Source organism: Variovorax sp. GW821-FHT09B05 (assembly GCF_059418265.1).
The window spans coordinates 739,195-746,514 of record NZ_JBWKPN010000002.1; the positions used below are offsets into that span (position 1 = coordinate 739,195).

Below are 7,320 nucleotides of genomic sequence, written 5' to 3' on the forward strand. Positions count from 1 at the left end.
CGCACATGCCCAACGCAGCCAAGTTCGCCGTGCGCAAGCGCACCGGCGGCATCAACATCACGCCGTTCGTGGACGTGCTGCTGGTCGTGCTGGTGATCTTCATCCTCACCAGCAACGCCAGCATCCCGGGCATCAAGGTCGACCTGCCGAAGGCCAGTTCCTCGGTGGCGCTGGAGAAGCCCAAGACCAAGGCCATCACGATCGACAACGCGGGCAACGTGTTCCTCGACGCCTACCCGGTCTCGCTGCCGGAGCTCGAGGAGCGCCTGCGCACCGAGAAGGCCCTGTCGCCCGACTTCCCCGTCATCGTGCGCGGCGATTCGAGCGTGCAGTACGCCAAGGTGGTCGACGTGCTGGACCTGCTGCGCCGCATCGAGCTGAACCAGATCGGCCTCGTGACCGGCAAGCAGAAGTGAGGACCGGCGCGTGAAACCTCGCGATCCGACTTTCGCCTTCGAGGGCCGCGCCGCGGCCGGCGGCGGCGCGCCTGCCGACGCGCACGCGCTGTGGCGCCGCTGGGGCGGCTGGGCCATCGGCACGGTGCTGCTGGCGCTGCTGGCGGCGCTCGTGTGGTATCTGCTGGCCGACACCGCGAGCCAGAAGCGCGTGGTGGCCGACGCTCCCACGCTGATGCTGCCGCCGCCACCGCCCCCGCCGCCCGAACCCGAGAAGCTGCCCGAGCCCGAGCCGGAAAAGATCAAGCCGGTGACCGAGCCCGAGCCCAAGCCGATCGAGCCGCTGGAGCCGCCGAAGGACGACACCCCGCCCAGTCCCAACAAGGACCTCGGCGACCCCGTGACCATGGACAGCGCCGCGCAGGCGGGCAGCGATGCCTTCGGCATCCAGGCCGGCAGCGGCGGCGGCATGAGCGGCACCGGTGCCGGCGGCGGCCTGGGCAGCGGCTCGTTCTCGCGCTATGCCGCGAGCGTGCTGCAGCAGGCGCTGCTGCGCGACCCGCGCACCCGCAACCTGGGCTTCGACGACATCCAGATCGACATCTGGCTGGACGCCGAGGGCCGGACCACGCGGGCGCAACTGGTGCGCGGCACCGGCACCACCGACATCGACGAAGCGGTGCTGGCGATGGTGCGCGGCCTCGAGCGCTTCGACGAGAAGCCACCGGCCTCGCTGCGCTTCCCGATGCGCGTGTCCATGAAGGGGCGCCGGCAGTGACGCACGCCGAAGCCCCGCCCATCCCCCCATTCAATCCTGTGAACGAAGCGATGAACCCCTCCAAATATTCCCCAGCCCGACGCCTCGCGCCGGCCCTGCGCCAGGGCGCGCTGGCCGCCGCGGTGGCTGCGGCCTTCGCGCTGGCCGCGGGCGGCGCGGCCGCCCAGTCGGCCCCGGCCGGACCGGCCGGCGAGACCGCCATGGTCAAGCTGATCCGCGGCCTGATCCAGAGCGGCACGCTCGCCAAGGACGTGGGCGAGGCGCTGCTGGCGCAGGCCCAGGCCGAAGCCATGGCCTCGCAGCAGGCCCAGCAGCGGCTGGCCGCCGTGTCGGCCGGTGCCGTGGCCGGCGCCAGCGCCGGTGGCCTGCGGCTCGAGCCGGGCGACGTGCGCGTGCCCTACATCTCGCAGACCGTGCGCGACCAGATCCGCGACGAGGTCAAGGCCCAGGTCATGGCGCAGGCCAAGGACGAAGGCTGGGCCGCGCCCAACGAGACCCCCGAGTGGAGCAAGCGCATCCGCTTCGAAGGCGACGTGCGCGTGCGCAACGAGTCGCGCAGCTATGCGGGCAACAACAGCAACATCGAGATCAACTGGCCCGACCTCAACAAGAGCAGCGGCTACGACGTCAACCCCAACACCAACCTCGCGCTGCCCTCGCTGCTCAACACGCGCCAGGACCGGCGCAACCTGTTCCGCGCGCGGGCCCGCGTGGGCATCTTCGCGGACCTCAGCGAGAACACCAAGGCCGGCGTGCGCCTGGCCTCGGGCAGCGACGACAACCCGGTCTCGACCACCCAGACCCTGGGCGGCGGGCTGAGCAAGAAGAGCGTCTGGCTCGACCAGATGTGGATCTCGCACAAGCCGGTCGACTGGCTCACCGTCACGGGCGGCCGCTTCGGCAACCCCTTCATGTCGACCGACACGCTGTTCTCGAGCGACCTCAACTTCGACGGCATCGCGTTCCAGTTCGACAAGGCGCTGGCCAGCAACAAGGACCTGTCGCTGTTCGGCACGGTGGGCCTGATCCCGCTCGAGTACTCCTCGGACAACGCGCCCAGCCGCAGCCAGGACAAGGCCAAGAGCGAGAACAAGTGGCTGTTCGGCGCGCAGGTCGGCGCCGACTGGAAGATCGACGACGACAACCGCCTGCGCGGCGCGCTCGCGTACTACAACTTCCGCAACATCAGCGGCAAGGTCTCCGAGCCCTGCGCGCTGTACGCGGGCGCCGACGGCTGCAGCACCGACTGGTCGCGCCCGGCCTTCATGCAGAAGGGCAACACGCTCATGCTGCTGCGCGACATCTCGCTCGACCCGCTCAACCCGGCCGGCACGCCGCAGCCGCAGTACGTGGGCCTGGCCTCGAAGTTCCGCCTGGTCGACCTGAACATGCGCTGGGACACCAAGGTCGCGGGCAACAACCTGCGCCTGGACGCCAACTTCATCCGCAACACCGCCTACGACGCCAACGACATCTGGCGCCGTGCGGGCATCCGCGGCGCCATCGTCAACAACTTCGGCAACACCGGCGGCACCACCCAGGCCGACTACAAGAGCGGCGGCAACGCCTTCATGCTGCAGGCCACCTACGGCCGCCCGGCACCGGCCGCGCGCGGCGACTGGAACGTGCTCGCGGGCTACAAGCGCATCGAACCCGATGCGCTGCCGGACGGCTACAACGACTCGACCTTCCATGGCGGCGGCACCAATGCACGCGGCTACTTCCTCGGCGGTTCGTACGCGTTCGACAAGAACCTCTGGTTCACCGGCCGCTGGATCTCGACCAAGGAGGTCTATGGTCCGCCGCTGTCGATCGACACGCTGCAGCTCGAACTCAATGCGCGCTTCTGAGGACGTCGCCGTGGCCCGATCCCATTTCAAGACCCCAGCGCTCATCCTGGCGCTCGCCTTCGCCGGTCTGGCCGGCCTGGCCGGCGGCGCGCACGCCCAGGGCGCACCGGCCGCGGCCGGTGCGCAGAGCATGGAAGAGCGGCTGCGTGCGCAGCTGCGCATCACCACCTCGCAGCTGCAGCAGGCGCAGAACGAGCTGGCCGCGCTCAAGGCCGGCAAGCCGGTCGCCGCGGCACCGGGCGCAGCCGCGCCCGCACCGGCGGCCGAAGTCGAGGCGCTGCGCAAGGACCTCGCGCGCGCCCAGTCCCAGCTCGCCGGCGAACGCCAGGCGCGCGAGCAGGCCAGTGCCGGCGTCGAGCAGATCCGCCAGCAGGCGCAGGCCGCGGCCGAGAAGTCCGGCGGCCAGATCGCGCAGTTCCGCAGCGCCTACGAGGAACTGCTGCGCACCGCGCGCGCTTCCGAAGCCGAGCGCCAGCGCCTGCTGGCCGAGACCGGCACGCAGCGCACCGCGCTCACCCAGTGCGAGGCGAAGAACACGCAGCTCTATGCCGTGGGCCAGGAGGTGCTGCGCGCCTACGAGACCATGGACATGGGCAGCGTGTTCGCCGCGCGCCAGCCGTTCGCGGCCCAGAGCCGCGTGAAGTTCGAGCAGATCGCGCAGCAGTACGGCGACAAGCTGTACGAAGGCCGCTTCGACGCGCGCGCCGTCAATGCTCCCAAGCCGGCCGAGGCCGCGGCCACGCCGCCGGCTGCCGCCGCATCGGCACCCGCCGCGAAGTGAGCGGCCAGAAGGAACCCAGCCCATGAACCCGAAGAAACCTCTTGCTCCCGCGCGCCTGCGCACGCTGGCCGCGCTGCTGCTGGCCTCGTCGGCCTGCCTCGGCGCCGCGGCGCAGCAGATCGCCGCGCCCACGGGCGCGCCGGTGGTCGCCCGCCTGGGCGAACTCACCGTGCGCCAGGACGAGGTCGAGAAGCTGCTGCAGGCCTTGCCCGATGCCGAGCGCGCGGCCGTCAAGGACAACCGCGCCAGCGTCGAGGGCTGGCTGCGCCAGCGGCTGCTCGGCGAGGCGCTGCTGAAGGAGGCTCGCGACAAGGGCTTCACCGACAAGCCCGAGGTCAAGGCCAAGATCGACGCCGCGGTGCGCGAGCTCACGGCCCGCATCGTGACCACCGGCTACCTCGAGTCGGTGAGCCAGGTGCCGGCGGGCTATCCGTCGGATGCCGAACTCACCGCCGCCTACGAGCAGGGCAAGGCCGGCTTCAACCTGCCGGCCACCTACCGCGTGGCACAGATCTTCCTCGCCACCCCCGACACCGCGCCCGCGGCCGTCGCCAAGGTGCGCGAGGAAGCCCAGAAGCTGGCGCGCGAGGCGCGCGGCACCGACTTCGCGGCGCTCGCGCGTGCGAAGTCGCAGGACAAGAGCAGCGCCGAGCGCGGCGGCGAGGTCGGCAACCTGCCGCTCGCGCGCATGCTGCCCGAGGTGCGCGACGCGGTCGGCAAACTCAAGACCGGCCAGGTCGGCGACCCGGTGCAATCGGCCGCCGGCTTCCACGTCGTGAAGCTGCTCGAGAGCCAGCCCGCGCGCACCGCCACGCTCGACGAGATGCGCCCGCAGCTGCAGGCCGCGCTGCGCCAGCAGCGCCAGCAGCAGCTGATCCAGGCCCACCTGGCGCAGCTCGCGCCGGCCACGCAGCTGAGCATCGATGCCGCCGCGCTCGACGCCGCGCTGCGCAAGACCAACTGAACCGCCTTCCACAACCAACAACCACCATCCACAGACAGGGAACCTCATGACGAACACCCCGACCGACACCACCACCGCCGCCGCCACGCCCGCCGAGGCCCTCGACCTGCTCGACGCGGTCACGCCCGAACAGGTCTCCGACGCCATCAAGGCCGCCGGCGCCGCCGTCTCCACCATCGAGCAGGACGGCGTGGTCCGCCTGCACAGCGCCAGCCACGGCATCGGCTTCCAGGTGCTGTGGGGCAATCCCGTCACCACCACCCAGTACACCGACTTCACCTTCAGCTGCCCGCTGCACGTGCAGGGCGGCACGCTGCCCGAGGCCGTGCTGGCCGCCTGGCACCGCAGCAAGCGCTTCGCGCGCGTCGCGCAGCATGGCGACTTCGTGGTGCTCGAGATGGACGTGGTGGTCGCCGGCGGCGTGACGCCCGCGCACCTCGCGTTCAGCGCCCGCCTGTGGATGCAGATGATGGGCGAGTTCTTCCTGCACCTGCGCAACTACGGCCCGGCCGCCGCCACGCGCGGCGATGCAGCCAACGGCGCAGCGCCGGCCGCTGGTGCCGCCGACCGGGTCGAAGCCGCCGCCTGAGCGCGCGCCGAACGCATCCCAGCGCGATGCCCGACAGCCTTCGTTCCGGGGAGTCCTTCGACGGCCACGACTCGCCGACGCTGCGCGCGATCCACGCCACCGCGCGCCAGGTGCAGCGCGCGCGGCGCGCGGAGACCGTGCGGCTGCGGCAGCGCGAGGCGCTGCTCGACATGCTCGCGCGCGTCATGGCCGACCTGCACATCACCAACGCCGAGCTCAATGCGGCGCGGCGCGCGCTCGCGCCGACGCGGCCGAAGTGAAACGCACGGCGCGCGTCACGCCGCCGTCAAACTTTCTGCCTAGCATCGCCGCCGAACAACGGCCGCGCCGCGGTGCCGCCGCTTCGCTCCCTTCCTCCGAAATGGCATGAGCATGTCCCGCGTATGGCAACCACGGTCCCGTCGGCCGGTGCGCTCGCACTGGCGGGGTGCATGGCGTTCCTGAACCCGATCGCCGCCGCAGAACCTGCGTTGCCATCCGCTCCCTCGACGATGCCGTCCGCCGGACTGCTGCGCTTCGACCTGCGCGTGCAGCCGCTGCAGGGCGCGCTCGATGCCTATGGCGCGCTCACCGGGCGCTCGGGCTTCTACACGGCCGAGTCGATCGCGGGACGCAGCAGCGCGGCGGTGCAGGGCCGCTACACGCCCGAGGTGGCGCTGCAGCGGCTGCTCGAGGGCACCGGCCTCGCGATCCACTACACGGCGCCCGATGCCTTCGTGCTCGAACCCGGCGCGCCGGCGGCCGCCGATGCACCGGCCGAAGCGGCGCGCGCACCGGGGCCCGACGACGGGCTGGTGCAGGCGCGCGTCAACGAGGCCTTCTGCGGCGACCCGCGACTGGCCGCGGGCGATTTCCGCGCGGCGCTGCGCTTCGGCCTCGACGCGCAGGGCCGCGTGGTGCGCCCGCTGTTGCTCGGTTCCACCGGCGATGCCGCGCGCGACCGCGCGGTGCTCGCGGCGCTCGCCGATGTGCAGCTGGGCCGGCCACCGCTGGCCGGCGCCGAACAGCCGCCCTACGTGATGCTGATCGCGCCGCGCGCGGAGGGCGGCGGCTGGCGTTGCGATGCGCGCGTGGGGGCGGCACGGTGAGCGGCTCCAGCTTCGGCATGCTGCGCGACTACCTGGTGGGGCGCTACGACGACCTCAAGCGCCGGCTCACGCTGCAGCTCGGCAGTGCCGACCTCGCGGGCGATGCGCTGCAGGACACCTGGCTGCGGCTGCAGGCCGGCGCCACCGAGGCGCAGGACCCGCGCGAGCCCGTGCAGTACCCGCTGAGCTACCTGATGCGCATGGCCACCAACGTGGCGCTCGACCGCATCCGGGCCGAGGCGCGCTTCATGAACGGCGAGGAGGTCGAGCAGGTGTTCGCCGAGCTCAGCGATCCCGCGCCCGGCCCGGCGCAGGAGGCGCTGGGGCGCTCGGAGCTCGCGCAGCTGGCCGCGATCATCGAGGAGATGCCGCCGCGCCGGCGCCACGTGCTGATCCTGGTGCGCGTCGACGAGATGCCGCGCCAGGAGGTGGCCGACCGGCTCGGCGTGTCGCTGAGCCTGGTCGACCGCGAACTGCGGCGCGCGCACGAGTACATCGTGGAGCGCACGCGATGAAATTCCTCGCCGCCGTCGTGCAGTTCCGGGCCGCGACAAACGTCTGGAAGAAGAGGGCGCCGCGCGCAGGCGCGCCGCGGCCCGGTGTTGGTTCCTTGCGAGGCCGTTGAACGTGTCCGATTCGTCCCCCATGCCGCCGCGCGATGCCGAGGCCCTCGAGCGCCAGGCCCATGCCTGGGTGCAACGCCTGGCCTCGGGCAGCGCGCGGGCCCGTGATGCGCGCGCGCTCAAGCGCTGGTGCGCGCTCAGCGAGGCCCATGCCCAGGCCTTCGGCCGCGCCCACCGGCTGTGGCGCGACATGGCCGGCGCGGCCGCGCTGGCCGGTGCCGGCGATCCCGCGCTCGCGGCCTTGCGCGCCGC

10 protein-coding genes are annotated in these 7,320 nt (G+C 72.2%); all 10 read left to right on the forward strand.

Going from position 1 to position 7,320, the window contains the following annotated elements; all coding sequences use genetic code 11:
- Window positions 1–5 precede the first annotated feature (5 nt).
- Window positions 6–416 carry an ExbD/TolR family protein gene (locus tag AC07RM_RS08345; RefSeq protein ID WP_057590202.1) on the forward strand — a complete coding sequence of 137 codons (411 nt, stop codon included), beginning with the start codon at window positions 6–8 and terminating at the stop codon, window positions 414–416.
- 10 nt (window positions 417–426) lie between these two features.
- Window positions 427–1,173: an energy transducer TonB family protein gene (locus tag AC07RM_RS08350; RefSeq protein ID WP_256222422.1), complete on the forward strand. Its 747-nt coding sequence runs from the start codon at window positions 427–429 to the stop codon at window positions 1,171–1,173.
- 50 nt (window positions 1,174–1,223) lie between these two features.
- On the forward strand, window positions 1,224–3,023 hold the full coding sequence (locus tag AC07RM_RS08355; protein WP_093342445.1) for a putative porin: 1,800 nt from the start codon (window positions 1,224–1,226) through the stop codon (window positions 3,021–3,023).
- Window positions 3,024–3,033: 10 nt separating this feature from the next.
- The gene (locus AC07RM_RS08360; RefSeq protein ID WP_495334162.1) at window positions 3,034–3,804 is read left to right on the forward strand and encodes a hypothetical protein; all 771 of its coding nucleotides are present in this window, start codon (window positions 3,034–3,036) and stop codon (window positions 3,802–3,804) included.
- A gap of 22 nt (window positions 3,805–3,826) precedes the next feature.
- Window positions 3,827–4,768, forward strand: a complete 942-nt coding sequence (locus AC07RM_RS08365; protein WP_398494588.1) for a peptidylprolyl isomerase — start codon at window positions 3,827–3,829, stop codon at window positions 4,766–4,768.
- 46 nt (window positions 4,769–4,814) lie between these two features.
- Entirely contained in the window at window positions 4,815–5,357 is a 543-nt protein-coding gene (locus tag AC07RM_RS08370) for a YbjN domain-containing protein (protein WP_093341880.1), read from the forward strand.
- 26 nt (window positions 5,358–5,383) lie between these two features.
- Window positions 5,384–5,617, forward strand: coding sequence for a hypothetical protein (locus tag AC07RM_RS08375; protein ID WP_093341882.1), 234 nt, complete (start codon window positions 5,384–5,386; stop codon window positions 5,615–5,617).
- Between the two features lie 231 nt (window positions 5,618–5,848).
- Complete coding sequence (locus AC07RM_RS08380; protein ID WP_495334163.1) at window positions 5,849–6,445, forward strand: secretin and TonB N-terminal domain-containing protein; 597 nt, start codon at window positions 5,849–5,851, stop codon at window positions 6,443–6,445.
- Window positions 6,442–6,960 carry an RNA polymerase sigma factor gene (locus tag AC07RM_RS08385; RefSeq protein WP_218159363.1) on the forward strand — a complete coding sequence of 173 codons (519 nt, stop codon included), beginning with the start codon at window positions 6,442–6,444 and terminating at the stop codon, window positions 6,958–6,960. The genes AC07RM_RS08380 and AC07RM_RS08385 overlap by 4 nt, the downstream gene beginning before the upstream one ends.
- 112 nt (window positions 6,961–7,072) lie before the next feature.
- A partial coding sequence (locus tag AC07RM_RS08390) for a FecR/PupR family sigma factor regulator (protein ID WP_495334164.1) occupies window positions 7,073–7,320 on the forward strand: 248 nt, incomplete at its 3' end.